At 67.9% G+C, this 24,563-nt stretch carries 23 protein-coding genes, 1 tRNA gene and 1 riboswitch; of the genes, 13 read left to right on the top strand and 11 right to left on the bottom strand.

What is annotated here, in order from left to right; all coding sequences use genetic code 11:
- Positions 1-67: 67 nt before the first annotated feature.
- Positions 68-958, bottom strand: a complete 891-nt coding sequence (locus tag VMT40_RS02375; RefSeq protein WP_326356326.1) for a LysR substrate-binding domain-containing protein — start codon at positions 956-958, stop codon at positions 68-70.
- Positions 959-983: 25 nt separating this feature from the next.
- Positions 984-1,898 carry a dienelactone hydrolase family protein gene (locus VMT40_RS02370; protein ID WP_326356325.1) on the bottom strand — a complete coding sequence of 305 codons (915 nt, stop codon included), beginning with the start codon at positions 1,896-1,898 and terminating at the stop codon, positions 984-986.
- A 158-nt stretch (positions 1,899-2,056) separates the two neighbouring features.
- On the opposite strand from VMT40_RS02370, the gene VMT40_RS02365 reads away from it, so the two are divergent.
- Together VMT40_RS02365 and VMT40_RS02360 are read left to right on the top strand one after the other, a co-directional pair.
- Positions 2,057-2,674, top strand: coding sequence for a hypothetical protein (locus VMT40_RS02365; RefSeq protein WP_326356324.1), 618 nt, complete (start codon positions 2,057-2,059; stop codon positions 2,672-2,674).
- 17 nt (positions 2,675-2,691) lie between these two features.
- On the top strand, positions 2,692-3,531 hold the full coding sequence (locus VMT40_RS02360; RefSeq protein ID WP_326356323.1) for a class I SAM-dependent methyltransferase: 840 nt from the start codon (positions 2,692-2,694) through the stop codon (positions 3,529-3,531).
- Here the strand turns inward: VMT40_RS02360 and VMT40_RS02355 are convergent.
- Positions 3,474-4,577: a HoxN/HupN/NixA family nickel/cobalt transporter gene (locus VMT40_RS02355; RefSeq protein WP_326356322.1), complete on the bottom strand. Its 1,104-nt coding sequence runs from the start codon at positions 4,575-4,577 to the stop codon at positions 3,474-3,476. The two genes, VMT40_RS02360 and VMT40_RS02355, sit on opposite strands and share 58 nt — an antisense overlap.
- Before the next feature lie 31 nt (positions 4,578-4,608).
- Positions 4,609-4,801, bottom strand: a riboswitch (cobalamin riboswitch).
- 128 nt (positions 4,802-4,929) lie between these two features.
- Here VMT40_RS02355 and VMT40_RS02350 point away from each other — a divergent pair.
- Both VMT40_RS02350 and VMT40_RS02345 read left to right on the top strand, forming a co-directional pair.
- Positions 4,930-5,874 (top strand): ATP-binding cassette domain-containing protein, encoded by a 945-nt coding sequence (locus tag VMT40_RS02350; protein WP_326356321.1) that lies wholly within the window; start codon positions 4,930-4,932, stop codon positions 5,872-5,874.
- Positions 5,871-6,653 carry an ABC transporter permease gene (locus tag VMT40_RS02345; RefSeq protein ID WP_326356320.1) on the top strand — a complete coding sequence of 261 codons (783 nt, stop codon included), beginning with the start codon at positions 5,871-5,873 and terminating at the stop codon, positions 6,651-6,653. Before VMT40_RS02350 ends, VMT40_RS02345 begins: the two co-directional genes overlap by 4 nt.
- Here VMT40_RS02345 and VMT40_RS02340 read toward each other — a convergent pair.
- The 3 genes from VMT40_RS02340 to VMT40_RS02330 all read right to left on the bottom strand — a co-directional run bounded on the left by VMT40_RS02340 (position 6,637) and on the right by VMT40_RS02330 (position 11,770).
- Positions 6,637-9,810 (bottom strand): BTAD domain-containing putative transcriptional regulator, encoded by a 3,174-nt coding sequence (locus tag VMT40_RS02340; protein ID WP_326356319.1) that lies wholly within the window; start codon positions 9,808-9,810, stop codon positions 6,637-6,639. The genes VMT40_RS02345 and VMT40_RS02340 overlap by 17 nt on opposite strands.
- 65 nt (positions 9,811-9,875) lie before the next feature.
- Complete coding sequence (locus tag VMT40_RS02335; RefSeq protein ID WP_326356318.1) at positions 9,876-11,102, bottom strand: cytochrome P450; 1,227 nt, start codon at positions 11,100-11,102, stop codon at positions 9,876-9,878.
- Positions 11,103-11,134: 32 nt separating this feature from the next.
- The gene (locus VMT40_RS02330) at positions 11,135-11,770 is read right to left on the bottom strand and encodes a hypothetical protein (RefSeq protein ID WP_326356317.1); all 636 of its coding nucleotides are present in this window, start codon (positions 11,768-11,770) and stop codon (positions 11,135-11,137) included.
- A 286-nt stretch (positions 11,771-12,056) separates the two neighbouring features.
- Here VMT40_RS02330 and VMT40_RS02325 point away from each other — a divergent pair, with 286 nt between their 5' ends.
- Both VMT40_RS02325 and VMT40_RS02320 read left to right on the top strand, forming a co-directional pair.
- The gene (locus tag VMT40_RS02325; RefSeq protein ID WP_326357162.1) at positions 12,057-12,713 is read left to right on the top strand and encodes a type IV toxin-antitoxin system AbiEi family antitoxin domain-containing protein; all 657 of its coding nucleotides are present in this window, start codon (positions 12,057-12,059) and stop codon (positions 12,711-12,713) included.
- Positions 12,700-13,458: a nucleotidyl transferase AbiEii/AbiGii toxin family protein gene (locus VMT40_RS02320; RefSeq protein ID WP_326356316.1), complete on the top strand. Its 759-nt coding sequence runs from the start codon at positions 12,700-12,702 to the stop codon at positions 13,456-13,458. The genes VMT40_RS02325 and VMT40_RS02320 overlap by 14 nt, the downstream gene beginning before the upstream one ends.
- A 189-nt stretch (positions 13,459-13,647) precedes the next feature.
- Here the strand turns inward: VMT40_RS02320 and VMT40_RS02315 are convergent, their stop codons facing one another.
- Positions 13,648-15,285: a long-chain fatty acid--CoA ligase gene (locus VMT40_RS02315; RefSeq protein ID WP_326356315.1), complete on the bottom strand. Its 1,638-nt coding sequence runs from the start codon at positions 15,283-15,285 to the stop codon at positions 13,648-13,650.
- Positions 15,286-15,769: 484 nt separating this feature from the next.
- Between VMT40_RS02315 and VMT40_RS02310 the strand changes: the two genes are divergently transcribed.
- From VMT40_RS02310 to VMT40_RS02295, 4 genes are all read left to right on the top strand, one after another.
- Positions 15,770-17,239, top strand: a complete 1,470-nt coding sequence (locus VMT40_RS02310; RefSeq protein ID WP_326356314.1) for a flavin-containing monooxygenase — start codon at positions 15,770-15,772, stop codon at positions 17,237-17,239.
- Between the two features lie 118 nt (positions 17,240-17,357).
- Positions 17,358-17,741, top strand: a complete 384-nt coding sequence (locus VMT40_RS02305; RefSeq protein ID WP_326356313.1) for a DUF5313 family protein — start codon at positions 17,358-17,360, stop codon at positions 17,739-17,741.
- An 89-nt stretch (positions 17,742-17,830) separates the two neighbouring features.
- A tRNA-Arg gene (locus tag VMT40_RS02300) sits at positions 17,831-17,903 on the top strand.
- A 22-nt stretch (positions 17,904-17,925) separates the two neighbouring features.
- Entirely contained in the window at positions 17,926-18,420 is a 495-nt protein-coding gene (locus VMT40_RS02295) for a DUF4442 domain-containing protein (protein ID WP_326356312.1), read from the top strand.
- A 12-nt stretch (positions 18,421-18,432) separates the two neighbouring features.
- Here VMT40_RS02295 and VMT40_RS02290 read toward each other — a convergent pair whose 3' ends face one another.
- Positions 18,433-18,768 carry a cupin domain-containing protein gene (locus VMT40_RS02290; protein ID WP_326356311.1) on the bottom strand — a complete coding sequence of 112 codons (336 nt, stop codon included), beginning with the start codon at positions 18,766-18,768 and terminating at the stop codon, positions 18,433-18,435.
- Between the two features lie 53 nt (positions 18,769-18,821).
- On the opposite strand from VMT40_RS02290, the gene VMT40_RS02285 reads away from it, so the two are divergent.
- Positions 18,822-19,772 carry a GlxA family transcriptional regulator gene (locus VMT40_RS02285; protein ID WP_326356310.1) on the top strand — a complete coding sequence of 317 codons (951 nt, stop codon included), beginning with the start codon at positions 18,822-18,824 and terminating at the stop codon, positions 19,770-19,772.
- Between the two features lie 19 nt (positions 19,773-19,791).
- Here VMT40_RS02285 and VMT40_RS02280 read toward each other — a convergent pair whose 3' ends face one another.
- Positions 19,792-20,211 (bottom strand): pyridoxamine 5'-phosphate oxidase family protein, encoded by a 420-nt coding sequence (locus VMT40_RS02280; protein ID WP_326356309.1) that lies wholly within the window; start codon positions 20,209-20,211, stop codon positions 19,792-19,794.
- A 79-nt stretch (positions 20,212-20,290) separates the two neighbouring features.
- Positions 20,291-20,665 (bottom strand): YybH family protein, encoded by a 375-nt coding sequence (locus tag VMT40_RS02275; RefSeq protein ID WP_326356308.1) that lies wholly within the window; start codon positions 20,663-20,665, stop codon positions 20,291-20,293.
- Between the two features lie 248 nt (positions 20,666-20,913).
- Between VMT40_RS02275 and VMT40_RS02270 the strand changes: the two genes are divergently transcribed.
- Both VMT40_RS02270 and VMT40_RS02265 read left to right on the top strand, forming a co-directional pair.
- Positions 20,914-22,533 carry an acyl-CoA synthetase gene (locus VMT40_RS02270; protein ID WP_326356307.1) on the top strand — a complete coding sequence of 540 codons (1,620 nt, stop codon included), beginning with the start codon at positions 20,914-20,916 and terminating at the stop codon, positions 22,531-22,533.
- A 100-nt stretch (positions 22,534-22,633) separates the two neighbouring features.
- Positions 22,634-24,043 (top strand): protein kinase domain-containing protein, encoded by a 1,410-nt coding sequence (locus tag VMT40_RS02265; RefSeq protein WP_326356306.1) that lies wholly within the window; start codon positions 22,634-22,636, stop codon positions 24,041-24,043.
- A 70-nt stretch (positions 24,044-24,113) separates the two neighbouring features.
- Here VMT40_RS02265 and VMT40_RS02260 read toward each other — a convergent pair whose 3' ends face one another.
- Positions 24,114-24,506, bottom strand: a complete 393-nt coding sequence (locus VMT40_RS02260; RefSeq protein WP_040812982.1) for an SCO5389 family protein — start codon at positions 24,504-24,506, stop codon at positions 24,114-24,116.
- Positions 24,507-24,563 lie beyond the last annotated feature (57 nt).

Genomic DNA, 24,563 nt, shown 5'->3' with positions numbered 1-24,563 from the left:
AGAACAGTTCACCGGAATTCCGCGCCCCGACCAATGGCCAGGTCGCTAGCGCAGCGATAAGCGATCCTTATCGTGTGAAATTCGCGAGCAGCGCGCCGAGCAGGCGCAGATTCGGCGAGGCGGCGTCCGCGCGCACCGCCAGCGCGATGGGCAGACTCATGCCCGCGTCCGCGAACGGGCGGAACGCCACCCGGGAGTTGTGGACCTGCCGGGCATTCGACTCGTAGACGACGGTCCACATGGGTGAGCCCGCGCCGATGGCCGCGAGGGTGTCCTGCAGTGTGGTCGAGGTCGGGGCGGGCACCGGCTCGAATCCCGCACGGGCACAGGCGTTCAGCACCAGATCCACCAGCGCCGGATGATTGCGTCGCTCGGTCAGCCGCAGCGGCACGGTGGCCAGATCGGTCAGCTGCACCGAATCCTGTTTCGCCAGTGCGTGTTTGGCGGGCAGCGCCACCACCAGGGGATCATCCCAGGCGGGCAGGAAATCCAGCTCCGGGCTCTCCTCGGGTTCCGGCGACCGCACGAACGCGGCATCCAGCCGTCCGTCGGCCACCTGCGCCAGCCGTTCCCGCACCGGCAGCGCCACCAATTCCACCTGCACCTGCGGTGCCTTGTCCGCGAAGGCGTCGAGCACCGCGTCCAGTCGCTCGCCGAGCCCGGTCACCGTCCCCAGCCGGAACACCTCGGCCCGTCCGCCCGCGAGTTCGGCGACCGTCGCCCGCGCCTGATCCGCCGCTGCCAGCACGGTGCGCGCCGCGGGCAGAAACCGCAATCCGGCCTCGGTCAACCGCACGCGCCGCGGCGACCGGTCCAACAACTGCACCCCCAGATCCCGTTCCAGCCGCTGCACCTGCTGACTCACGGCGGGTTGCGCGATGTGTAAACGCTCGGCCGCCCGCCCGAAATGCAACTCCTCGGCGACCGTCACGAAATACCGCAGTTGACGCAACTCCACCCGCCCATCCAAACATCAGGGGCGATCAGGCGAGGTAGCGGCCGTACCAGTCGAGGACGCGACGCCAGGCTTCCGCGGCGGCGGTGGGCTGGTAGCGGGCGCCGGTGTCATTGAAGAAGGCGTGGTCGGCATTGTCGGCGACATAGCTCTCGTGGGGCAGGCCCGCCTTGTCCAGGGCGGCCTCCGCGGCCGGGCGGGAGGCGTCGACGCGGCTGTCCAACGCGCCGTAGACGGCGAGGACCGCGGCCTTGGAGCCGGTGAACTGACCGCCGTCGGGGAAGGGGCCGTAGAAGGGCGTGGCCGCGGCCAGTTCGGGCGTGCCGGAGGTGAGCAGCAACCAGGTCAGGCCGCCGCCGAAGCAGAAACCGGTGGCGCCCAGCTTCTTTCCCGGAACTCGCCTACCGAGCTCGGTCAGCCCGGCGCGCAGATCGGCGACGAAGCGATCCTGCGGGATCTTGCTCAGCGCCGCGGTGGCGGCGGCCTCGTCGGTGAAGGAGGCGGTGCCGCCTTCCTCGGAGAGCAGATCCACCGCCAGCGCCGAATAGCCGACGCCCGCGAAACGGCCTGTCACGGAACGGATGTGGTCGGTGAGGCCCTTGTTCTCGTGGATCACCAGCACGCCGCCCTTGGGCTGCGCGGCCTCCGCCCAGGCCGCCTGCAGGGTGCGGCCCTCGGGGCCGGGCAGGGTGATGGCGGTCGGCTTGACGGCCGTCGCGGTGCCCGGCGGCGCGGCGGGCGCGCCGGACGCGGTCGTGCCCGTGGCGGGGGTGGTGGGGGAGGATGGCTTCGAGGATTCCGCGCACGCGGCGAGCAGGGCCACCGCGGCGGGTGTGCCCATGCCGAGCAGTCCCAGCCGTCGCAGTGCCTCCCGGCGGCTGAGCAGGCCTTCGGCGTGGTCGGTGGCGATTTCCTCTGCGATATAGCGCTGCAGCGGCGTCATGGCAGACAGCCTAGACCGTCAAGCCCCTCGAATCTGGGGCTATTAGTGCAACTAACGACAATCGCGATTCGAACGAATGTTTCTGTGGGGGAAATGAATTGCCAATGATCTGCCAGGCGCGCCACCGACCATGTTCGACGACCGAAAGCGAAGTGATCATGAAGAAGCTCCTCACCGCGGCCGCCGCCCTCCTGATGGTCGGAGCGCTGGCCGGTTGTGACCCCGACACCGGTACCTCCGGTGCGCCCGCGTCCACCGTCCAGGCGACCCCGTCCGGACCGGTGGCGACCTCGGCCCCGGGCTCCGCGCCGGGAACCACGGCCGCCAAGTCGACGCCGACCCTCCCGAACCGCGACGACGTGAATGTGGACGCCCGTGACTTCGAGTCGCAGGGTCACTACTACTTCCAGTCGCCCAGCAAGAACATCAAATGTGGCATCTACGTGGACAATATCCACACCGTGGGCTGTCAGCTGAAGAACGCCACCGTGATTCCGGCCGGGCTGTCGTGTGCCAACAACCCCGCCCACGAGGTGGCCGCGCAGGTGCGGGAGGGGACCGCCGAATTCGTCTGCCTCAACCAGGGTGTCTACGTCGGCCCGCCCACCGACGGCTCGACCGCGCCGGGCAATCACGAGGGTGGCGGCAAGGTCCTCGAATACGGTCAGACCATCGGTGTGCGCGGGGTGATCTGCGAATCCATGCAGAGTGGGGTGCGCTGCTCGGTGGACGGTCACGGCTTCTTCATCGCGGCCGACGCCCAGTCCCTGTTCTGACGACCTAGCATGGCGGCGTGAGCATCGATCCCCTGTCGGTGAACCGTCGCAATTGGGATGCCCGCGCGGGCATTCACGCCGCCAGCAGTTTCTATCGGGACCATGATTCGGGCTATTGGTTCGCGCCGTTCGAATGGGATGCCCTCGGCGAGGTGCGCGATCGCGATGTGCTGCACCTGCAATGCCATCTCGGCACGGAGACAATCGAATTCGCGCGGCGCGGGGCCCGTACGGTCGGTCTCGACTTCTCGCCGGAGTCGGTGCGGCATGCCCGCGAATTGGCCGGGGACACCGTCGAATACGTGTGCGCGGACGTCTACGACGCGCGAGAGTCCTTGACCGGCAGGGGCTTCGACATCGTCTACACCGGCAAGGGCGCGCTCTGCTACCTGCCGGACCTGGACCGCTGGGCCCGCGTGATCGCCGATCTCCTGCGGCCCGGCGGGCTGTTCTACCTGGTCGAATTCCATCCACTGCTGCACGCCCTCGGCCCCACCCCGGCGCCGGGCGAGGACCCGAATCGCCTTGTGCTGCACGACGATTACCTCGAAGGCCGGGGTGCCCAGCGCCGCGACAGCGTCCACACCTACACCGACGGCCCGGACCTCACCACCGACACCACCGCCTACGAATGGCGGCACGGCCTGGGCGAGGTGATCAATGCCCTGCTGGCCGCGGGCCTGCGCATCACCGGCCTCACCGAGACCGAGACGCTCCCGTGGCCGCGCTGGCCGGGTATGGTCCGCACCGACAACGGCTGGTGGCGGCTGCCCGAGACCGCCCCGATCATCCCTGTGCTCTACGGCCTTTCGGCCGTCAAGGACCAGCGCGACTCGACCTTCGCCAGCCGCCAGTAGGCCAGCGCGATCGCCCACACCGCCACGAACAGGCCGACGATCACGAATCCCACATTGTTCAGGTCGATTCCGGCGATCCAGGCGGTGATCGGATCGGTGAGATCGAGCTTGTCGTGGACGATGCCGACCAATTCGATGGTGCCGATCAGGAAGGCCACCGCGATGGAGAGCCCGGTGATGGTCAGGTTGTAGTACACCTTGCGCACCGGGTTCGAGAACGCCCAGTGGTAGGCGAAATTCATGAAGGTGCCGTCGAGGGTGTCGAACAGGCTCATGCCCGAGGCGAACAGCAGCGGCAGGCAGACGATGGCGTACCAGGGCAGGCCCGCGGCCGCGCCGGACCCGGCCATCACCATGAGCGTCACCTCGGTGGCGGTGTCGAAGCCGATGCCGAACAGCAGGCCGATCGGATACATCTGCCCGGGTCGCGTGATGGAGCGGGTCAACCGTCCCAGGATCCGATTGATGAAACCGCGATTGTCCAGGTGCCGTTCGAGCTCGTGCTCGTCGAACTGTCCGGCCCGCATGGCCTTGAACACCCGCCAGATTCCGGCCAGTGCCACCAGATTCAGCGCGGCGATCAGATACAGGAAGGTGCCGGAACTGAGCGTGGCGACCAGGCCCAGATCCTTTCGCGCACTGGAGTCGTCGTCGACCAGCGTGGTGGCCACCCGGGCCCCGGCCGCGATCCCGGCGGCCAGCAGCACCACCACGGTGGAATGGCCGAGCGCGAACCAGAAGCCCACGGACACCGGGCGTTTGCCGTCGGCCATGAGCTTGCGGGTGGTGTTGTCGATGGCGGCGATGTGGTCGGCGTCGAAGGCGTGCCGCATGCCCAGGGTGTAGGCGGTGACACCCAGCCCGACCCCGAACACCTGGGTGCCGACGGTGTAGTGCTGGGGCAGCACCAGCGCGAACAGAATGCCGAACGCCACTATGTGCATCACGGCGATGACGGCGAGCAGTCCGCCGGTGCGGAGCCAGTCGCGGCGCTCCCAACGCAGGGCGGGAAGCGTTCTCGGGACCGGGTTTTCGGGCAGGGACATCTAGGGCGGCCTCTCCAGCACCTCGTGGACGGGGTTCGTTGGTGCCGTGGCCGGTCTCCTGGCTGACGGGTCGAACACCGGCGTGTCTGGTCTTCCGGAACCGAGATTCCGTGACCCCGGCCCGCGCGAGCGGACCGGACGACGCACCGACTAACCGATCACAGTGGCGAGGGCCGCACCGGTTTCCCACCGGTTTCCCGAGCACCACGGCGGCCCTCACGCTAGGCGGCAGGTGAGCACGGCGGCAAGCCCGGCCCGCAAAAGACAGGTCTGAGCAGGGAAAATCGGGTATCAGCGGGCATGTCAGGTCGGTGTCAGGTCCGTATCAGGCGGCCCGGCGAATGTTGTCGCCATGAACAGCACAGCAATCGCGGCCTCCGGGTTGCGCAAGGCATACGGGGACAAGACGATCCTCGACGGCATCGATCTGACCATCGGTGCGGGCACCATCTTCTCGCTGCTCGGTCCCAACGGCGCGGGCAAGACCACCACGGTCAATGTCCTGACCACGCTGCTCACTGCCGACGGCGGGACGGCGCGGGTCGCGGGCTACGACATCGCCACGCAGACCAAGGCGGTCCGCGCGTCGATCGGGGTCACCGGTCAGTTCGCGGCCGTCGACGATCTGCTCACCGGCGAGGAGAACCTCCAGCTGATGGCCGATCTGCACCGGCTGCGCGGCAATGACCGCAAGCAGGTGGTCGATTCGCTGCTGGAGCGCTTCGCACTGACCGAGTCGGCGCGCAAGCAGGCCTCCACCTACTCCGGCGGTATGCGCCGCAAGCTGGACCTGGCGATGACCCTGGTCACCCGGCCGCAAATCGTCTTCCTGGACGAGCCGACCACCGGCCTGGATCCGCGCAGCCGCCGCGCCCTGTGGGACATAGTGCGAGAACTGGTCGCCGACGGCGTGACCATCTTCCTCACCACCCAGTACCTCGAGGAGGCGGACCAGCTCGCCGACCAGATCGCGGTGCTCGACGGCGGACGCATCGTCGCCCAGGGCACCCCCGACGACCTCAAGCGGCAGGTGCCCGGCAGCTACATCCAGCTCCGGTTCGGCGACCGCGCGACTTTCGAAGCGGCGCTGCGGGTGCTGCCCGTCGCCACCCCCGACCACGACGCACTGACCCTGCAGGTGCCGGGCAATGGCGGCACGAAACCCCTGCGCGCGCTGCTGGATCGGCTCGCCGACCACTCCCTCGAGGCCGATGAGGTCTCCATCCATACCCCTGATCTCGATGACGTTTTCCTCGCCCTGACCGGGCACGCCACCACGGAGGCCGAAGCACAATGAGCACCGCGACCATCACCCCCAGCCCCCTGGCCGCCGCGATCGGCGATTCGTCGATCATGCTGCGCCGCAACTTCAAACACATCGTCCGCAACCCGGTCACGGTCTTCAATGCCGCGCTCATGCCGGTGATGATGCTGCTGATCTTCGTCTACGTTTTCGGCAGCGCCTTCAATGTCGGCGGGCACTACATCGACTACGCGACTCCCGGCATGCTGCTGCTGGCCATCAATTACGGGCTCTCCGGCACCGCGGTCTCGGTGAGCTCGGACATGGCCAAGGGCGTCATCAACCGGTTCAAGGTCATGGACGTGTCGCGGGGCGCGGTGCTGACCGGCCACGTGGCGGCCACCATCCTCACCAATGTGATCGCCCTGGCGGCCGTGCTCGGTGTGGCCTTCGCCCTGGGCTTCCGGTCCCCGGCGAGCGCCGGTGAATGGCTCGGTGCGATCGGCATCGTGCTCGCGACCTCGTTCGCAGCCTCCTGGCTGGTCGTGGCGCTGGGCATGGCGGCCAAGACCCCGGAATCCGCGGGCATGTCCGTGGTGCCGCTGATCATGCTGCCCTTCCTGAGCAGCGCGATCGTGCCCGCCGACAAGATGGGCGCGGGTGTCAAGCAGTTCGCGCAGTACCAGCCCTTCACCCCGATCATCGAATCCCTGCGCGGGTTTCTCACCGGACACCCGTCGGGCGGCTACACCGCCGCCGCGCTGGCCTGGTGCGCCGGGTTCGCCATTGTCGGATACGTGTGGTCGCGGGCCACGTTCAACAAGCGAGCGTGATCGAGACCAGATTGCTCCAATCCGATTCCGCCCCTTCCCTCATCGCCTCGGTGAAGCCCGCTTCACCGAGGCGATCTCGTGTCGCCTCCTCGATGCGCGCCGTATCCGGCAGGGAACGATCGGGCACGCCGCGCACCCGTGCGCTGGCCGCGAGCAGCCGCGCGGCCTGCTCGAACTCGTCGTTGCGCAGCGCGAGATCCGCTATGCCGACGATGATCTGGGCGATCAGCTGCGCGTGGCCCGCCGCTATGGCCGATTCGAAGGCGGCGGCATGGTGTTCGCGGGCCTTGTCGAGATCATCCGTGAGATAGCCACGCAGGGAATGGATCTGCGCGTAGACGTACTGATGCTCCTGCCCGCTGTCCAATTGGGTTGTCGCGAGGTCGATCTGGCGGTACGCCTCCTCGGCGTCGCCCTGCCAGCGGGCCAGTTCCGCCATCGACAGCGCCAGCTCACCCTTGGCATTGGGCCAGCCGGACCGATCCGCGGCCCGCAGCGCCTCGGCCGTGGCGGCGGCACTCGCCTCCGAATCGCCCAGCAGCCAGTACAACTGGGCCTGCCGCGAGCGGATTCGGACCACGTCCTCGAGCGTGCCGACCTCGCTCACCACCGTGATCGCCTGACCCAAATGCTCACACGCGGAAACGAATTCGCCGCGCTGGGCCAGGCGTTCGGCCAACTCGGTGAGCGCGAACGACATTCCCCACCGTTCGCCGATGGCCCGGAACTCGGCCAGCGCGGTCTCGAAATACTCGTCCACCTCGTGACCGCCCTGGCCGAGCACCACCCGCATCTTGCCCATCTGGAGCCGGGCCAGCGCCCGCACCCACGGATCGTCATCGGTGAGCTGCGGCTCGAACGCGGTCAGCATGGCCTCCGGGCCTTGGAACAGGCGCTCCAACGCGGCCACCAGTGCCACCGTGGGGTGCCCGCCGCCGCGGCCGTCGCGACTCAGCTCGTAGGCCTTGTGAATCCAATCCTGCACTTGGCGTTGATCGTTCGGCCCCGAGGACAGGAAGTGCGAAACGAGCCCGTACACCGTGACCCGGGTTGCGTCATCCACCTCGGCGGGCAGATCGGCGGCCGCCATGACGAACTCCAGGCCTTCGGCCTTGTGCCCGGCCAGCCACCAGTACCAGCCGCCCGCCGCCGCGAGCCGCATGGCCGCGGTCCCGTCGCGATCCGCGAGCGCGCCGCGCATGGCCGCGGCGATATTGTCGTGCTCCCGATCGAGGATGGCCAGCCACTCCAGCTGGTCGGCGCGGCGCAGCCGGGGTTCGGCCTGCGCGGCGAGGTCGGTGAAGTACGAAAGATGCGCTCGCCGTACGTGATCGGCCTCGCCCGACTCCTCGAGGCGTTCGCGCGCATACTGTCTGATGGTGTCCAGCATGCGATAGCGCGGGCCGCCGTCCTCGGTGACGAGCAGCAGGGACTTCTCGGTCAGCGCGGTCAGCAGTTCGAGCACCTCCCACTGCTCGACCGCCGTGCTCTTCCCGTCACCCGCGTCGGGGTCGCACGCGACGCAAACCTGTTCGGCCGCTTCCAGACTCGCGCCGCCGGAGAACACCGCGAGGCGGCGCAGCACCATGCGTTCGGCGTCGGAGAGCAACTCCCAACTCCAGTCGACCACCGCGCGCAGCGTCCGATGCTGCGGTATCGCGGTGCGGCTGCCGCCGGTCAGCAGGCGGAAGCGGTCGTCGAGGCGGGTGGCGAGCTGCTCGAGGGACATGGTGCGCAGGCGGGCCGCGGCCAATTCGATGGCCAGCGGGATGCCGTCGAGCGCGCGGCAGACGCGCGCCATGGTGGTGAGGGTCGCGGTGTCGGTCGCGAGGTCCGTGCGCACCGCGCGGGCCCGATCCAGCAGGAGTTGGACGGCGGGGGAGGCCGCGATGGCGGTCGGGTCGGCGTCGGCGGCGGGCAGGCTCAACGGCTGCACCTGCCAGAGCGCCTCGCCCGTAATACCCAGGGGCTCACGGCTGGTGGCGAGAATCCGTAGCCGTCGGCATTCCCCCAGCAGGCGGTGGGCGAAGGCCGCGGCGGCGTCGATGACGTGCTCGCAGTTGTCGAGAATGAGCAGGGTTTCGCGCTCGCGCAGGGCGGCGATGAGCCGGTCCATCGGTTCGGCGTGGGCGCCGCTGCCGAGCAGGGCGTCGCGCAGACCCAGTGCGGCCAGCACGGATTGGGCCAGATCGCCCTTGGCGTCGGCGGAGACCAGCTCCACCAGCCACGCCCCGTCCGGCAGATCCTCGAGCAGGGTGTGGGCCACCTCGACGGCTAGGCGGGTCTTGCCGGAGCCGCCGGGGCCGGTCAGGGTCGTGAGCCGGTGTGCCGCAACCAGTTCGCGCACTGCGGCGATCTCGCCCTGTTTGCCGACGAAGGTGGTCAGTTCGGCGCGCAGATTTGTCTTGCGCTCGTCCTCTTGGCGCGCGCCGACCTCGCCGCGCAGTAGCGCCAGATGCAGTGCGGACAGTTCCGGGGCGGGGTCCACGCCCAGTTCGTCGGCGAGGGTTTCGCGCAGTCGCTCGTAGGCGGTGAGGGCCTCGGTGGTGCGTCCGGCGGCGGCCAAGGCCCGCATGAGCGAACCGGTCAGTCGCTCCCGCATGGGGTGTTGGGTCACCAGTTCGGTCAGTTCCGGGATCAGCTCCGCGTCGCGGCCCAGCCGGATCTCGGCCTCGTAGAGATCCTCCATGGCGGCCAGGCGCAGCCCCTCGAACCGCACCAGCACCGCGTCCACGATCTCACTGCCGGGTACGCCGATGTCCTGCATGAACTCCCCGCGCCACAGCTCGAGGGCCTCGCGCAGCAGTCGCGCCCGCTGGCCGTCGTCACCGCCGCGGGCCTGGTCGACGAGCTGTTCGAAGCGGACGGCATCGACATTCTCGGGCCGCGCGAGCAGCCGGTAGCCGCCCGCCTGCACCTCGATCGAGCCGTCGGGCAGCAGTCGGCGCAGTCGGGACACCAAGGCCTGCAGGGCGTTCGCCGCGTCGGCGGGCGGCTGCTCGCCCCAAATCCAGTCGACCAGTTTCGTCTTGGGGACCGCGCGGCCGGGCTCGAGCGCGAGGGCGATGAGCAGCCCTCGCAGTCGAGCACCCGGCACCTCGATCGGGTTCCCGTCGTCTGCCCGGATGTCGAGCGGTCCAAGCGTCCTGATTCGCACCCGGCCATTCTGCCGTGCGTGTCCACCGGTCGTCGGATCACGTTCGGACGTGGCCGGGGCCCGGCTCAGTGGTCGCCCTCCGTCCAGGTGACGGGCAGTTCGTGCACGCCATAGATATTCATGTCGGTCCGCAGCGGCACCTGATCGGCGTCGACGGCCAGCCGCAGCGTCGGGAAGCGACGCAGCAGTCCGCCGAAGCCCGCGCGCATCTCCAGGCGGGCCAACTGGTGACCGAGGCACAGGTGGACGCCGTGCCCGAACGCCACCAGACCGCGCGGCTGGCGATGGATGTCCAGGGCGTCGGGGTCATCGAACTTCCGCGGGTCGTGGTTGGCGGCCAGCAGGGAGACGACGACCGTCGAACCCTTCGTGATGGTTTCGCCGCCCAGCTCGATGTCCTCGGTGGCATAGCGGTAGAAGATGTCCGCGACCGACAGGTAGCGGATGAGCTCCTCGACCGCATCGGGCAGCAGGTCCGGATCGGCGCGCAACTCGGCCAGCTGCTCCGGATGCTCCAAGAGCGCGAACGTGCCGAGCGCCAACATGTTCGCGGTGGTCTCGTGGCCCGCGAGCAGCAGCAGGAAGGCGATGCCGACCAGCTCCTCGATGCTCAGATCCGGGTCGCGCGCCAGATCCGAGAGGATGTCCTCGCCGGGTTCGGCGCGCTTGCTCACGACCAGTTCGGCCAGGTAGGCGGTCATCGCGCCGTAGGCCGCGCCCTTCTCCTCCAGGGTCTGCTCCTTGACCAGGAACTTGGCGGAGTTCACCTGGAAGGTGGCGCGATCTTCGTAAGGGACGCCGAGCATTTCGCAGATCACCAGCGAGGGCACCGGCAGCGCGAAGTGCCGCACCAGATCGACCGGCGGTGTCAATTGGGCCATCTCGTCGAGCTGCCGTTCCACGATCTCGGCCAGGTGATCCTGCAACTGCTTCATGCGCCGCAGGGTGAAAGCGCCGGTGAGCTTGTGCCGCAGGCGGGTGTGGTCCGGCGGGTCCATGGCGACGAACAGGCCCGGAATCTGCGGGGACGGTTCGGTCGGGGTCGGCATGCCCGGCGTCTCGTAGGGCACGTGAATCACACCGAGATCGAGGCGGGAGCTGAATCGGGTGTCGGCCAACAGCTTTCGGACCTCGTCATAGCCGGTCACCAGCCAGCCGTGATGACCGTCGGGGAACACCAGCGGGCTGACCGGGCGGGCCGCGCGCAGTTCGGAGATCTCACGCGGCGGGGCGAACGGTCCGGCATTGCGTTCCATGGGGAGGCCGTGCGGGACGGGAATGGTCTGAGTCATCGTAAATCCTTGTAGTAGAAGCTGATTGGTGGTCAGGCGGCGGCGGTGTGTCGAATGACGACATTGCCGAGGGCGGTCTGCGCGAACACGTGCACCGTGTCCGGGCCCGTGGCGACCGGCCCCATCGCGCTACGCGCGGAACCGTTCTGGGAGGTGGTCTCCACCTGCACCGCGCTGCCCGGGCGAATCCCGATCTCGAGATCACCCATGGACGTCTGCAACCGCATCGCCCCGCGCACCGCCTCACCGATGCGAATATCGCCCTTGCAGTTCTTCGCCGACACCGAGCCGAGCGGCCGCTCCACGACAATGTCGCCCAGCGCCAACTCCAACTCGCACTCCCCGAGCCCACCCGCCCCGCGAATGTTCCCCACCCCCGCCTGCGCCTTAACCCGAGACCCCGTCGGCACCTGAATACTCACCTCGATCGAGGCATTCCCCCCGAACGGCGTATAGGTCCGCCAATCCTTCGGCATCGTCACCCGCACAACGCCCCCCACCATCTCGACCCGAGTCCGCTCCGCAGCCCGCACATCGGCCTTCTTCGTTCCGTCCGTGGGCAGCACCTCCACCACGGTGTCCCCCCGATCGGAAGCGGCGACGCTGACGTTCCCGCACAGCACATCGATCTCGACCCCAACGGGCCCCGGCGTATTGAAAGTGTTCATCTCAGTCGCTCTTTCAGCTGGTAGTAGCTGGTACGCAACCGACTATCCCCACCCCCGCTGACACCGACCTGACGCCAACCTGACACGCCCACCCACGGCATGTCCGCCGCAGAATCGACCTATCCTTCCGCCATGTCGCCCAGCATCCCAGACCCCCTCGACCTGGCAGGCCGCGTGCCGCCGCCACCGCAGGCTCGAACGAGGCCCTGCCGAAGTCGGAACTGGAGGGGGTAGTATGCATTTCGTTGGGTAAAGGCCAACTAAATGCATACTCTTTAGGGAGGTGATGCTGGTGGCTGGGCGTCGCAGCACATTGTTGCCCAGCGAACTCTGGCGCACACCGCTTCGGACCGTGCGGCCGCAGGACTTGGCCGACATCTATGCTCAACCGCGGCCCGAGGTCGCGCGACTTGTCGATCAAGGTGTGCTGCATCGCGTTGCTCACGGCTACTACATCATCGTCCCGCCGGACTACATCGGCCGGACCTGGCTGCCCGGGCTCGAGGCAGCCGCCGCAGGTATTGCGTCGTCGATTTACGGGCCGGATCAGGTGATTGTCATGGGCATCAGTGCAGCGCGCATGTTGGGAGCCGTACCTCGTGCACTGGCGACGGCGGTGATCGCGGTCCCGAGCCAACACCGGCCGATCACACTGGCAGACCGCTCGGCGCAGGTTCATTTCGTTCGCCGTGATACCGACACACTCGATGCTGAGCGCGTCGAAACGGCACTGGGCCCAACGCTGGTCACCACTCCGGAACAGACCGTGCTCGATCTTGCCCGACGCCCGAAACTGGGAAACGCCGAGGCGGAGGTTCGTTCGGCGATCATGACGCTCTACCGGGGTAGCGATTCGTCGAGACTTGCACAGCTCGCTGCAGATCAGCGGTTGGGTGCGGCACTTCGACGGGCGGAAGGTTGGATCGCGGATGAGTTTGGGTGAACGTGACAGTGTCGCAGTACAATTCGGAGTCGCTCCGGAGCAAGTCGAGCGCGACCATCTGATCTCCCATCTGCTAGCAGCAATCAGCCGCGGATTCGCTGATCGGGTGCACTTCATCGGTGGAACCGCACTTGCCCGTACACATCTGGTGCGCGGCAGGCTCAGCGAAGACATCGATCTGGTGGCACTGAGCAATCGGAGGATGCTCGCGGCCGAACTGGACGCCGCTTTGCCGCGATCGGTCGCGCGGAGCTTCGGCCGGTTGGAATGGGCACCGCCGCTGAGTGACGTCCCGGATACCGGGGCCGCCAATCTTCGCTCCGCATCGGGTGTGTTCGTCAAGATCCAGTTGCTGTCGGCCCAGGGCAGAGCGATGTGGCCGACCGAACTCCGCAGTCTCGAACAGCGATACAGCGATGTGCCACCGGCCGAGCTGCTCGTACCAACGTTGCCGGCCTTTGCGGCGGGAAGGACGACAACATGGCACGATCGGCGGGCATCACGCGACCTCTGGGATCTCTGGGCGCTCAGCGACATTGGGGCGATCAACGGCGATGCAGGGACGCTGTACCGCAGGTACGGTCCGACCAACCGGCTCCCAACCCCGCAATTGTTCGATCATGCGCCGAATGAGGATGACTGGAACGCGCAGTTGGCCGGTCAGACACGGTTGATGATCAGTGCCGAGATCGCGCTGGCCGCCGTTCGAGACGCCTGGGAGCGTGTTGCGCAGGGACTGGCGTAGCCTCGCGCCGGACCAAGAAACAAAGCCCGCCGATCACCGTGGACCGCGCATGATGCGGCGTAGCGAGGCGGTGCTGGGCCCCGCTTCACCTGACCGGACGAAATGGGCCGATCCCTGCACAAATCGCTGCTGGACGACAGTTTCCTGGCAATTTCGGTGTGATTGTGCAGGGATCGGCCCATTCGGCTGTCAGGCCAGGGTGATCACCCGCAACGTGCCGTCCGCATGCTGTGCGCGCAGGCGCTTCTTGTCGAACTTGCCGACGCTGGTCTTGGGGACCTCGTCGATGAAGGTCCAGTGTTCGGGGAGTTGCCATTTCGCGAACTTGGGGGCCAGGAAGTCGCGCAGTTCTTCGGGTTTCGTTTCGGCGCCCGCGACCAGGACGATGGCGACCAGGGGCCGTTCGTCCCACTTCTCGTCCGGAATGCCGATGACGGCGGCCTCGGCGACGGCGGGGTGACCCATGACGGCGTTCTCGAGATCCACCGAGGAGATCCATTCGCCGCCGGACTTGATGACGTCCTTGGAGCGGTCGACCAGGGTCAGGTAGCCATTCGGGCTGATCTTGCCGACATCGCCGGTGCGGAGCCAGCCGTCGTGGAACTTGTCCGGATCGACCTCGCCGCCGGAGGGCGAGTAGTACGAGCCGGTGATCCACGGGCCGCGAACCTCCAACTCGCCCAGGGCTTCCCCGTCGTTAGGGACGATCGAGCCGTCGTCGGCGACCAGGCGCGCCTGCACACCGGCGGGGAATCGGCCCTGGGTGTAGCGGTAGGCCCAGGCCTCCTCACCCTCCGCCCCGGCGGGCGGGTGGGCGACCGAACCCAGCGGGGAGGTCTCGGTCATGCCCCACGCGTGCAGCAGCTTCACATGGTGACGCTCCTCGAAGGCGCGCATCATCGACGGCGGCACCGCCGCGCCGCCGACCACACAGGTGCGCAGATACGAGATGTCCTGCGGCTGGGCCTGCAGTGCGGCCAGCACGCCGCCCCAGATGGTGGGCACGGCGGCGGCGAAGGTCGGGCGCGCCTGCTCCATCATCTCCAGCAGCGGCGCGGGCTGCAGAAAGCGGTCGGGCATGAGCACATTCGCGCCCGACATGAGCGCGGCGTACGGGATGCCCCAGGCATTGGCGTGGAACAGCGGCACGATGGCCAGCACGGTGTCCGACGCGGTGAAGCCCATGCCGTTGGGCGAGATCACCTGCATGGCGTGCAACCAGTTGGAGCGGTGGGAGTAGACGACGCCCTTGGGGTCGCCGGTGGTGCCGGAGGTGTAGCACATGCCCGCGGCGGAACGCTCGTCGATGACCGGGAAGTCGTAGGTATCGGGCTGCGCGGCAAGCAGTTCCGTGTAGGAGTGCACGGTGACGCCCTCGGGCGCCTGCAGTGCGGCGGCATCGCCATTGGCGACGATGACGTGGCGCACCGTCTTCAGGTTGGGCAGGTACTGGGCGAACATCGGCAGCAGCGAGCCGTCCACGATCACGACCTGGTCCTCGGCGTGATTGGCCACGTACACCAGCTGCTCGGGAAACAGTCGAATGTTCAGCGCGTGCAACACCGCGCCCATGGCGGGCACCGCGATGTAGGCGACCATGTGCTCGTTGTTGTTCCACATGAACGTGCCGACCCGGTCGCCCACCCCGATGCCCAGGTCACGCAGGGCATTGGCGAGCCGGGCCGCGTCCTGGCCGACCTCGCGATAGGTCTGGGTGCGGACGCCGTCTCCGGTCCAGGTGGAGACGTGGCTGTCGCCCTGGAAGGTGGAGGCGTAGCGCAGCAGTGTCGCGAGTGACAGCTGCTCGTCCTGCATGGTGCTCAACATTTCCCAACCGCTCCTTGCATGTGCCTACTGGAGAGTGAACTGAGTCACTAGCGGCGAGCGTAGCTGAAATCGGACACGAAAACTTCGGGCTGCGGACGACGAACCCCACCCTCGCCGTCCGCAGCCCGTGACCGATCCGCCGCCGCCCAACACGACGACCGACCGGTTCCGCGATCCTGGTCAGCGGCTCGGCGCGCTGACGACACCCCCTGCGGCGTCGCAGAATAGCCAATCACTAACCAGGACAAGAAAATTGGAGCAAAGACTTCCGTGAATATATTGAGTCCCACATCGGGCTGTCCAGTCGAGCGGCAGCGCCGCAGGTCAGACGCGCTCACTGACTCGGACAGCGAATTGTGAGCAAGGTGAGCAAGCGCTCAGTTATGCCGGAAGCGGCCTCCACATCCGGAGCTGGCCGAAAATACCGATTCACTGACCGGCGATGTCTCCATGACCAGCGAGAACGCCCCCTACCGTTGCTGATATGCAGCGAGAGCCGTCGATTCTGATCATCGGTGCCGGGTTCGCCGGACTGGGCATGGCCCTGGAATTGCGCCGCCACGGCCTGAACAACTTCACCATCCTGGAGAAGGCGGCCGATCTGGGCGGCGTCTGGCGCGAGAACACCTATCCGGGGGCTGCCTGCGATGTGCCGTCGCCGCTGTACTCGTGGTCGTTCGAGCCGAAATCCGATTGGCCGCGGCGGTTCTCGCAGCAGCGCGACATCCACGACTACATGCGCGCGGTGGCCGAGAAATACGATCTGCCGTCGAAGATCGAATTCGGCACCGAGGTGGTCGACGCGGAATTCGATGAGCAGGGCGGTATCTGGCGGGTGCGGACCGCCGACGGCGTCACCCACCTGGCGGACGTGCTCATTCCCGCCGTCGGGCAGCTCTCCCGCCCGGCTCTGCCCAACCTACCCGGCATCGACACCTTCACCGGCGCGGCCTTCCACTCGGCCGAATGGGACCACTCGGTGGATCTCACCGGCAAGCGAGTGGCCTGCATCGGCACGGGAGCCAGTGCGATTCAATACATTCCGGAGATTCAGCCGCAGGTCGAGCACCTGACCCTGTTCCAGCGGTCGGCCGCCTGGGTGCTGCCCAAGTTCGACACCGAGTACACGCCGCTGCATCACGCGCTGTTCAAGCATGTGCCGGTGACGCGGATGGCCGAGCGGTTCGCCATCTGGTCGTTCTTCGAGGTGCTGGCCTTGGCGCTCACCGACATTCCGGCGATCAAGGCGCCGGTCATCGCCATCGCCGACCGGCATCGCGAGAAGCAGGTGCCCGATGCGGCCTTGCGCGCCAAGCTGACTCCCGATTACGCGGCGGGCTGCAAGCGCGGACTGTTCTCCAACGCGTACTTCCCGGCGCTCGCGCAGAGCAATGTGACCGTGGAGACAACCGCCATCGAGGCGGTGACGCCCAACGGAATTCGCACCGCGGACGGTGTGGAGCATCCGGTGGACGTGATCGTCTACGGGACCGGGTTCAAGGGAACCGAATTCCTCGCGCCCATGAATATCTATGGCCTGCAAGGCCGCAAGCTCGCCGACGAGTGGTCGCCGGAGGGGGCGCGGGCGTTCCTGGGCATGTCGGTGCCCGGCTTCCCCAACCTGTTCATGATGTACGGGCCGAACACCAATGTCGGGTCGGGATCGATCATCTACATGCTGGAGTCGCAGGCCCGCTACATTCGACAGGTCATCGAGTACCTGGGCGAGCGGCCGGGTCGGTTCCTGTCGGCGCGGGCCGAGGCCGAACAGGCCTGGGACGACTGGCTGCAGAAGCGGTTGAAGGACACCCCCTGGAACTTCTGCTCGAGCTGGTATCGCAACGCCTCGGGGCGGATCACCAACAACTGGCCGGGCGCGACGCTGCTGTTCCGCCGGAAGACGAGCACCTTCGCGGCGTCGGACTACGACGAGGGGCAGGCCACCCGGCGATAGTGCCCCGGGCATAGAACGAGGCTATGGACTGCGAGAAAACCGCCGTCTAGCTGGGCGGCGTCGGCCGCGGCAGGCTGAAATCGGAACCGCTGAACACCGCGGTCGAGAGGAGCCCGTCATGATCCGCCAACGCCGCCGCCCCAGCTTCCCCGAATGGCTCGGCTACACCGTCGGCCGCCCCATGCCCGCCGACCTGCGCGACTGGGTGCTCCACGACCTGACCGGAAAGCACGCCTACACAAGGCATCTCACCCGCGGCATGATCCCGTTCCTCCCGATCTTCGCGGCCTTCCTCCTCGCCTTCCCCGGCCCCGTCTGGATCCGCTGCGCCATGACCCTGCTCGCGCTGATCCTCGCCCTCTTCTACTGCGCCGCCTACATGGCCCCCAACCGCGCCCACCGCCTCACCCAGCACGGTCTCCCCGCCACCCTCGACGCCCCCGGCGTCCTGCACGCCACCCCCGCCGAACGCACCCGCTACGCCCTCAACCACCCCCGCTGACCCGCCCCACCCAACGGATGCGGCCCCAACCCCCACCACCGGGTAGACTCCCCGACGTCCACGCCGACCGGGCCCGCCCGGCGCGTCCAGCCCTCGTAGCTCAGGGGATAGAGCACCGCTCTCCTAAAGCGGGTGTCGCAGGTTCGAATCCTGCCGAGGGCACAAGTGTGAAAGTGGCTCGGGGATGAGCGGAGTGGGGGATTCGGTGCGGTTGCCGTCGGCGCGTGCGTTTCGGTATCTGATGAGCGCTTATCCGCCGCTGTTATTCGCGGGTGTGCGGGTCGAGCATGTGGCCGAGGACTGGACGTCGGTGCGGGTGTCGCATCGCGTGCGGCCCTGGAACCGCAATATCAACGGCGCGGCGTTCGGAGGCACGCTGTATGCGATGACCGACCCGTTCTTCGGGATCATGGCACGCGGGCAACTCGGTGATGATTACCGCGTCTGGAGCGTCCGATCCGGTATCGAATTCGTCGCACCCGGGCGCGGAATCGTCACCGCCACCATGGAACTCGACGCCACGCGGGCCGAACAGATTCGGGAGGCCACCCGCGACGGCGCCAAGTCGATCACCACGCATTCCACCACGATCTATGACGCCGACGGGAACACGGTCGCTCGCGCGACGCAGGACGTGTACGTCCGCCAGCTCCGCGCCGCGTCTGTGCTCGGCGCGTAGGCGCTTCGGGGGCTAGCCCTCGGGGTAGAAGACGAACAGGGTGCAGCCCGTGGTGGTTGAGGGGATGTGCCAGGATCCGGCGGGGGCGTGGAGGAAGGTGCCCGCGGGGTAGTCGCGGGCGCCGTCGTTGAAGATGCCGGAGACGACGTAGACCTCTTCGGGGCCGGGCTCGTGGATGTCTTTGCGCGGCCAGGAGGTGTTGGGGTCCATTTCGAGGAGGTGGGCGCTCGCGCCGGACGGGCCCTTCCAGAGGGGGCGTACGCGGATACCCGGGAAGATCTCGCGCACAGGGGATTCCGTGACGGCGATGGAGGTGTAGCCGGGCTGGTCGAGGATCTCGGGGTTCATGATCACCACGGTGCCGTGGGCGGAGTCGGTCGGCCAGTGTCAGCAATGACGTCATGGGGTACTTTTCTGCCATGCATCGCGTGGTGGCTCTGGTGCGGCCGGTGCAGTCGACCTTCGAACTCGGCTGCGCCGCCGAGGTGTTCGGCACGGCGCGGGTCGGGGTGCCGCAGTACTACGAGTTCAGCGTGTGCGCCGAGGAGCCGGGGCCGGTGCCGACGACCTCCGGGTACACGGTGGATGTGGCGCAGGGGCTTTCGGCGCTGGCGTCCGCCGACACGGTGATCATCCCGGGCTGGCTTCCGGTCGAGACTCCACTCTCCCCGCGGGTGCACCGCGCGCTGGTGCGTGCGCACGCCCGCGGCGCGCGCATCGTCACCATCTGCTCCGGCGTCTTCGCCCTGGCTCGCACCGGTCTGCTCGACGGCCGATCGGCCACCACCCACTGGGCCCGCGCCGACCAGCTGCGGCGCGAATTCCCCCGTGTTCGAGTCGAACCCAACGCGCTCTACGTCGATCATGGCGATGTCGCCACCAGCGCGGGGGCCGGTGCGGGCATCGACCTGTGCCTGCACCTGGTTCGCAAGGACCACGGCGCGGCGCATGCCGCCCTGCTCGCCCGTCACATGGTCATGCCCCCGCACCGCACGGGCGGCCAGATTCAATACGCTCCGCCCGCCCCACCGACCGACGTCCTCGAAGGCCTCCTCGCCTGGGCCGAAGCCCGCCTGTCACAGCCGCTTTCGGTCGACGACATGGCCGCCCACCTCAACGTCTCACCTCGAACCGTGGCCCGTCGCTTCACCGATCAACTCGGCACCAGCCCGGGCGCGTGGCTCCTGTCCCGCCGCATAGCCGCCGCCCGCACCCTCCTCGAGGACACCGACCTCCCCGTCGAGGCCATCGCCACCCGAGTCGGCCTCGCCTCGGCCGTCAACCTCCGCCGCCGCTTCCGCACCCACGTCGGCACCACCCCCGGCGCCTACCGCCGCGCCTTCCGAGGCTGATCCGCCGCCCCCGGCCCGGTCACTCCTTCGAGTAGTCCGTGGTCAGCCAGCGTTCGGGCCGCATGCGGATGAGGAGGGATTCGGGGGTGAGGTTCTGGTCGGTGAACGCCGTGCCTGCGGCCTCGCCGAGGTAGCGAATCGCGATGGGGCCCACTGTTTCCGGGGTGCCGAGCTCGATGCCGGTGACGGGGCCCTCCACCGAGACGTAGCGGTAGGGCTGCTCTTCGACCTGGGCCGTGAGGGTGAAGCGGCCTGCGGCGCGGATCAGCTTCTCCTTCACCGAGCCGGATTCGGTCCAGATGTGGACCTCGCCGCCGGGTTCGTAGGCGTACCAGATCGGCACCGCCAAGGGGGCGCGATCCGGTCGTTCGATTGCGATCACCCCCACATGAAGCTCGGCCAGAAACTTTTCACGCTCTTCACCGGTCATCTTCGCCATCGAACGGTCCCTTCGCTCGTGTGGTGGTACCCGTCATATCAGCAACCTCGCGGCGAATCGCTTAATTCCAGGTAAGGGGTCAGGCGGTGCCGAGGGGGTTGAGGACGGCGAAGCGCCATTCGCCGTCGGGGAGTCGGCGGGCGATGTTGGCGGTGCTGCCGGTGGGGGAGATGCGGCCTTCGGGGGTGGTGATTTCCATGGTCCAGTCGGTGATCAGCAGGGCCGTGTCCGCGCCGACGAGGACGTGGCGGGGCTTGTTGGTGAGGTGGCCGTTGGCGGCGACGGTGCCGGTGATTTCCTGACGCAGGGCGTCGGGGCCGGTGATCACCGTGCCGGTGGTGGTGCGCATGGTGGCGTCGGGGGCGAAGAGGGCCAGGACGCCGTCGATGTCGCCCGCGTTCAGGCGAGACTCGAAAAGGGTTGGGAGGGAAGCGGGATCGGTGATCGTCGTCATGGCTTCCATCCTGGGCTCGGGCGCGGGTGCGGGCGAGGTGCAAAGAAGACACGTCATGGTGAAAAGTGGACGAGAGTCGGGGACCCGAGGGAAGAGACCAGGTGGTCGGAGGTTTCCGGTCGCGGGCGCGCGTCCGTACCGTTAGTTTGAGGGCGGATGCCCCCAAAACGGCAGGGGTGGACGAGGAGGTCCGGGGTGCTGGAATCGGGACGCGCGCAGGGTGAATCGGTGGTCGGGGGTGCTCGCGCATGACTCTCGGGCTGATCAGGTCGCTGGGGGAGCGGGCCTATCTGGAGGCGGAATCGGCGCGGCTGGTGCTGGAGGCGGGCCTGGCGCGCATCGAATCACCGACCGTGCTGCTGTCGGCGGCCACCGCCATGCTGCGCTACGGCACCCTGGCGGCGGGGTTGCGGCTGTCGGCGGCCCGCTACGGCGGGCGCACCGCGATCATCGACGAGCTGGGCGAACTGACCTTCGCCGAGCTCGAGGACCGCTCCAATCGGCTGGCCAATGCCTGGCGCGAGCGCGGGCTGAAACCCCGTGAGGGCGTGGCCATTCTGGCGCGCAATCACCGCGGACTGATCGAGGCCGTCTTCGCGGCCGCCAAGTGCGGCGCCAAGATCATCCTGCTGAACACCGATTTCGCGGGACCGCAGATTCGCGACGTCGCCACCCGCGAGGGCACCGACCTGCTCGTCTACGACGACGAGTACGCCCCCATGCTCGACGAGGTGCACCCGCGCCGCGGTAGCTACCGGGCCTGGACCGAGGAGCCGCGCGAGGACAGCCTCGAATTCCTCATCGCCCAGGGATCACCCGATGCCCCGCCCGCGCCCGGCGCGGACCCGCGCATCATCCTGCTCACCAGCGGCACCACCGGCACCCCGAAGGGCGCGCCGCGCGCGGAGCCGAAATCGCTGCTGTCCCTGGGCGGTCTGCTGTCCAAGGTCCCGTTCCGGGTGAACGAGGTGACCGAATGCTGCGCCCCCATGTTCCACACGCTCGGTTTCGCCATGGCCATGCTGACCCTCGGCTTCGGCTCCACCCTGGTGATCCGCCGCCGCTTCGACCCGCAGACCGCCATCGATTCCATCGCCGAACACAAGGCCACCACGGTGATCGTGGTCCCGGTCATGTTGTCGCGCATGATGGATCTGGGCGGCCGCGCGCTGACCGGGCACGACCTGTCCGCGGTGCGCATCATCTTCGTGGCCGGTTCCCAGCTGGGCGCGCAACTGTGCCGGGAGGTGACCGCCGCCTTCGGCCCGGTGGTCTACAACCTGTACGGCTCGACCGAGGTCGCCTACGCCACCATCGCCACCCCGGAGGATCTCGCCGAAGAGCCCGGCTGCGTGGGCAAACCGGTGCTCGGCGCGCGCGTGCGCATCCTCGACGAGCGCGGCCGCACCGTGCCCAATGGCGCGACCGGCCGCATCTTCGTCGGCAATTCCATTCAGTTCGAGGGCTACACCGGCGGCGGCCACAAGGAGATCATTCGCGGCCTCATGTCGTCCGGCGACGTTGGCCACTTCGACAGCGAGGGCAGGCTTTTCATCGACGGCCGTGACGACGACATGATCGTCTCGGGCGGCGAGAACGTCTTCCCGGTGGAAGTCGAGGAACTGCTCTACACCCACCCCGCCGTCCGCGAGGCAGCCGTGATCGGTGTCCCCGACGAGGTTTTCGGCGCCCGCCTGAAGGCCTTCGTCGTCCTCCACGACGGCCACACCCTCCCCGAGCCGGACCTCAAGGACTTCGTCAAATCGAACCTGGCCCGCTACAAGGTCCCCCGCGAGGTCGTCTACCTCCCCGAACTCCCCCGCAACCCCACCGGCAAGATCCTCAAACGCAAACTCCTGGAGGTCTGATTCGGTGCGGCGGTCGGGCCGGATTTCGCATGATGCGTGTCGAGGTTCGGTGGCCGTATGCTGAGCGCGCGCAGTATGCGCTCGAGCGTGGGGAGGGCAGGTGCCGAGCGACGGCAGACTCGGCCACTATCGACTCGTCGAGTTGCTCGGCCGGGGCGGCATGGGTCAGGTGTGGCTCGCCCAGGACACCCGCCTCGAACGTGAAGTGGCACTGAAACTTCTCCCCGCCGAGCTGGCCACCGACGCGGACTATCGTCGCCGCTTCGAACGCGAGGCCCGCCTGGCCGCTCGCCTGCGCGGGCCGCACGTGGTGCCCATCCACGCCTTCGGGGAACTCGACGGTCGCCTGTATATCGATATGGAACTCGTCGACGGCTCCGATCTCGGCAAGATTCTGCGCGAGTCGGGTGCGCTCACCCCCGCCCGCGCCGTCGATCTCGTCACGCAGGTCGCGGAGGCCCTCGATATCGCGCACCGCGCGGGCCTCGTCCATCGAGATGTGAAGCCCTCCAATGTCCTGACCCTGCCCAACGGCTTCGCGTACCTCATCGACTTCGGCATTGCCCGCGGCGGCGGACAGGCCAACATCACCACGACCGGTGTCGCCGTCGGCACATGGGCGTACATGGCCCCCGAACGCTATTCCGGCACCGAGGATCTGCGCTCGGATGTCTACTCCCTGGCCTGCCTGCTCTACGAAACCCTCACCGGTGCCAAGCCTTTCGCCCACACCGATCCGGTGCAGCAGATGGCGGCCCACCTCACCAGCGACCCGCCCCGGGCGGGGGACCGCAATGCGCTCGTCCCCGCCGCCCTCGACACGGTGATCGCCCGCGGCATGGCGAAGGATCCGGACCAGCGCTACGCCAGTGCGGGTGCCCTGGCCGCGGCGGCACGCGCGGCGCTGAACGCGCCTCCGGGACCGCAGTCGCCCGGACCGAATCGCCGCGCTGCGCCGACCGTGAAATGGGATGAGGTCCAACCCATCCCGGGTCCCGGCTCTATGCCGGTCATGCGTTATCCAGCGCCCACGCCACCCCCGGGGCGTTCCTATGTTTCCGCACCCCATCAACACGTCCAGACGCAGACACCGCCGCCCGGGGTGACACCCCGACCGAGCGTCATGCCCGGAATACCCGCCGGTCCTACGCCGGTGCCGGGTCTGTCGCCGCACGGTGGAATCGGTTCGGGCGGAACGGGTTATGGCCCGCAGTACCCGTCGCAGCGGCCGGGCCATTCCAGCCTGGGGAACCCGCCGCCGAAACCGCGGATTCGGCCGTGGCAGCCGGTGTGGTGGGTGGTATTGGGCCTGCTGATCTTGTTCTTCGGAATCATGACCATCGGGACCATCGGGGTCACCTTCACCAATGGCTTCGGCGACGCCGGGTCGACGGTGATCGCGTGGTTCCTGTTTGTGGGCCCGTTGGCGATATTCGTGTGGCTCGCGGTCCGGGAGACCAGGAAATTCCGCCGCGAGCGGCAGCGGTGGCGGTCCTCCGGCGGCCGCTGAGCCGGGACGAATCGGGCGAACACGGTTCGGCGCGACCGGGGTGCGGTCGCGCCGAAGCCGGGTGGGACGCTCAGCAGTTGCGGAGTTCGGGGCTCTGGTTGAGGAGCTGGGCGCGGGTGGAGATGAAGGTGGTGTAGGTGTCGTTGCCTACCGAGGAGAGCGGGAAGGCCGCGACCCGGTGGCAGTTCTGGAAGGCGAGCTTGATGTTGAAGTGGCGTTCCAGACCGCCGCGGATGGCGTCGGAGGCCATGGCGCGCAGGAGTTGGCCGCGGGCCGTCTCGTCGGGTGGTGCGATGGTGTTGTCGGCGAATTCCGCCGTGCCGGAACGCAGATCGGCGGCTACCCGGCTGACGACCTCGTAGGCGTAGGGCAGCGAGTTACGGACGCATTCGACGAACTCTGCGTCGCTGACTTCACCGCGTTCAGCGCGCTCGAGTAGGGCGGTGGGTACGTCGAGTGACATAACGCTCTCCTCATGGGATGGCGGAAGATGTCAGCCGATTGTAGATGAAAGCGGTTG

Source organism: Nocardia sp. CDC160 (assembly GCF_035818795.1).
Taxonomy (GTDB): domain Bacteria; phylum Actinomycetota; class Actinomycetes; order Mycobacteriales; family Mycobacteriaceae; genus Nocardia.
This window is presented reverse-complemented; position numbering and strand designations above follow the sequence as displayed.

Coding starts and splice junctions, on each gene's coding strand:
- VMT40_RS02370 (WP_326356325.1), bottom strand. CDS start 1,898: ATGACGCCGCTGCAGCGCTATATCGCAGAGGAAATCGCCACCGACCAC.
- VMT40_RS02365 (WP_326356324.1), top strand. CDS start 2,057: ATGAAGAAGCTCCTCACCGCGGCCGCCGCCCTCCTGATGGTCGGAGCG.
- VMT40_RS02355 (WP_326356322.1), bottom strand. CDS start 4,577: ATGTCCCTGCCCGAAAACCCGGTCCCGAGAACGCTTCCCGCCCTGCGT.
- VMT40_RS02350 (WP_326356321.1), top strand. CDS start 4,930: ATGAACAGCACAGCAATCGCGGCCTCCGGGTTGCGCAAGGCATACGGG.
- VMT40_RS02345 (WP_326356320.1), top strand. CDS start 5,871: ATGAGCACCGCGACCATCACCCCCAGCCCCCTGGCCGCCGCGATCGGC.
- VMT40_RS02335 (WP_326356318.1), bottom strand. CDS start 11,102: ATGACTCAGACCATTCCCGTCCCGCACGGCCTCCCCATGGAACGCAAT.
- VMT40_RS02330 (WP_326356317.1), bottom strand. CDS start 11,770: ATGAACACTTTCAATACGCCGGGGCCCGTTGGGGTCGAGATCGATGTG.
- VMT40_RS02325 (WP_326357162.1), top strand. CDS start 12,057: ATGCTGGTGGCTGGGCGTCGCAGCACATTGTTGCCCAGCGAACTCTGG.
- VMT40_RS02320 (WP_326356316.1), top strand. CDS start 12,700: ATGAGTTTGGGTGAACGTGACAGTGTCGCAGTACAATTCGGAGTCGCT.
- VMT40_RS02315 (WP_326356315.1), bottom strand. CDS start 15,285: ATGTTGAGCACCATGCAGGACGAGCAGCTGTCACTCGCGACACTGCTG.
- VMT40_RS02310 (WP_326356314.1), top strand. CDS start 15,770: ATGCAGCGAGAGCCGTCGATTCTGATCATCGGTGCCGGGTTCGCCGGA.
- VMT40_RS02305 (WP_326356313.1), top strand. CDS start 17,358: ATGATCCGCCAACGCCGCCGCCCCAGCTTCCCCGAATGGCTCGGCTAC.
- VMT40_RS02295 (WP_326356312.1), top strand. CDS start 17,926: ATGAGCGGAGTGGGGGATTCGGTGCGGTTGCCGTCGGCGCGTGCGTTT.
- VMT40_RS02290 (WP_326356311.1), bottom strand. CDS start 18,768: ATGAACCCCGAGATCCTCGACCAGCCCGGCTACACCTCCATCGCCGTC.
- VMT40_RS02285 (WP_326356310.1), top strand. CDS start 18,822: ATGGGGTACTTTTCTGCCATGCATCGCGTGGTGGCTCTGGTGCGGCCG.
- VMT40_RS02280 (WP_326356309.1), bottom strand. CDS start 20,211: ATGGCGAAGATGACCGGTGAAGAGCGTGAAAAGTTTCTGGCCGAGCTT.
- VMT40_RS02275 (WP_326356308.1), bottom strand. CDS start 20,665: ATGACGACGATCACCGATCCCGCTTCCCTCCCAACCCTTTTCGAGTCT.
- VMT40_RS02270 (WP_326356307.1), top strand. CDS start 20,914: ATGACTCTCGGGCTGATCAGGTCGCTGGGGGAGCGGGCCTATCTGGAG.
- VMT40_RS02260 (WP_040812982.1), bottom strand. CDS start 24,506: ATGTCACTCGACGTACCCACCGCCCTACTCGAGCGCGCTGAACGCGGT.